At 49.7% G+C, this 2,147-nt stretch carries 1 protein-coding gene and 2 pseudogenes; all 3 read left to right on the top strand.

The genetic code is table 11. From position 1 onward, the window contains the following. Positions 1-593, top strand: a pseudogene (locus tag ACTHUM_RS12030) (O-antigen ligase family protein); the annotation flags it as partial. Further along, a complete protein-coding gene (locus tag ACTHUM_RS12025; protein ID WP_440402965.1) occupies positions 590-1,660 on the top strand; it encodes a glycosyltransferase family 4 protein in 1,071 nt (356 codons plus the stop codon). The pseudogene ACTHUM_RS12030 and the gene ACTHUM_RS12025, both read left to right, overlap by 4 nt. A gap of 13 nt (positions 1,661-1,673) precedes the next feature. Next, positions 1,674-2,147: pseudogene (locus ACTHUM_RS12020) on the top strand (hypothetical protein); the annotation flags it as partial.

Here is a 2,147-nt window from a genome sequence, read left to right as displayed (position 1 = left end):
CCACAGGACTGCTCGCGTTAACATTATCGATGATTCCATCCCGTGTCATCGCGGAATTTTTGCTGTCACTTAACGGCAACCCTTTTCTTGAACGTTTTTCCAGCCGCGTATACCTTTTTCTATTCGATTTAGACAGCGACAACTCTGTGTCCTACCGTCAGGAGATTTACAACTATTTTTGGAATAATCCGCCCCTGTTGCTAACCGGCTACGGACCAAAAAATTTTCGCGAATATTTCGGCGGCCATTTGAGCGACAGCTTGGGCTTTGAAAACCCGCACAGCTTCATCATCGAGCTGTATCTGGGTTTCGGCATAATTTCCCTGCTCGGCTTTATTGCATTTGTAGCGTTTTATTTCCTCTACACTGCCTCAAGCCGTGCACTAACCAACAAATCACGCGTACTGGCTTGGGTTGCCTTGGGCATTTTCTTGTTAGCAGGTTTTATTCCGTCCACCATTTTGCGTATGCCCTTCATCTGGCTACCCTGCCTGCTGATTTACATTTACAGCACATTTGTCGCATCCAAATTACAAAATCAGGCCGCTTACACATATAGCTATACCCCATCTAAAACAAAGGGAATATCATGAAAATCACCCTGACTACCTCCATGTCTGGCCTCGGTGGCACTGAAAATGCCACTTTCCGCCTCGGTCGCCTGCTCAAACAACGCGGACACGATATCGTATTGGCCTCTTCAGACGGCCCTTTGATTCAGGAAGCGCAAGCATTGGGCATCCGTTGGCAGCCGATTGATTTTTACCAAGGTGGTCTTTTGGGTTACGTCAAAGGCATGTTTGCCTATATGAAACTGCTGAAAAAAGAGAAGCCCGATGTGATTCACTGCCAAATGGCGCGTATCGTTCCGGCCTGTGCCATTGCGGCCAAGTTTGCCTCGCCGAAAACCAAAGTGTTCTACCACGCGCGCGGCCTTAATCCGGAAACTTATCCGAAAATTGCCAAGCTTTTCGACAAGCTGGGCGTGTACATCATCGGCAACTGCAAACACGAACGTGAAAAACTCATCCGTTACGGTTTCCCTGCCAACCGCATCACCTACACCTACAATGCCCTGCACAAAGTAGATTTCGTTCCTGAAAAAACAGTCAAAGACTATGTCCAACTGGGCACGCTTTCCCGTTTGGACACCGTCCGCGCCGTGCATCTGATGTTGGATATTTTGAAGGAAATGGTTGACCGCGGTATGCCTGTACGCCTCAACGTTGCAGGTATCGGCGAAGAAATGGACAACCTCAAAGCCCAAGCCAAACGTTTAGGCATTGAAGACAAAGTCACCTTCCTCGGCGGCGTCCGCGACTTGACCGGCTACTTCAAAGAAGTCGATATTTTGGTGAACACGCCGCATTGCGTAGGCGACCACGGAGCAGGTGTCGGCAACAATATTTTGGAAGCCGGCCTTTACGACACGCCTGTCGTGACCTACAACATGGCGGGCATTTCGGAAATGGTCATTACCGGCCAAACCGGCTACTGCATTCCTTTCGGCGACGACGAAGCATTTATCGAAGCCGTCGATACACTCATCAAGCATCCAGAGTTGCGTGGTCAAATGGGTAAAGCCCTGCACAAACACGTCGAAACCTTATGCTCCGACGACGAAATCTACCGCACCACCATGGCTGCGTACGAAATGTAAGGCTATCTGAAACATGAACATTACCATCGTCGCCCCTTATTGCTCATTGCCGTCCGAGCCGCATTTCAACCGCTTCTGGTATCTTGCCGAGCTGTTGTCGCAGTCGCATGACGTGTTGCTGATTACCAGCAACTTCAAGCACTACGACAAATCTTTCAGACGGCCCGAAGATGCCAAGGCCGCCTCACAAGGCCGTCTGAAAGTCATGCTGTTGGAAGAAAGCGGATACAGCAAAAACGTGTCTTTAGGACGCTTGGCCAGCCATCACCACTTCGTCAAACATTTTGAAAAATGGTTGGAAAACTGCCGTCCGGGCGAACAAGACGTCGTCTTTTCCGCCTATCCGCTGATTGCCACCAACCTGCTGTTGGGCAAACACAAAGCTCGTTTGGGTTACAAACTGATTGTCGATGTGCAGGACGTATGGCCGGAGTCTTTCTCCTCAGTCGTACCGTTTTTGAAAAAAGTACCGCACAACCTGCTGCCC

This window comes from Neisseria sp. P0021.S006 (assembly GCF_051956895.1).
Note: the sequence above shows the minus strand (reverse complement) of the source record. Positions and strands in the feature narration are given on the sequence as shown.

Coding starts and splice junctions, on each gene's coding strand:
- ACTHUM_RS12025 (WP_440402965.1), top strand. CDS start 590: ATGAAAATCACCCTGACTACCTCCATGTCTGGCCTCGGTGGCACTGAA.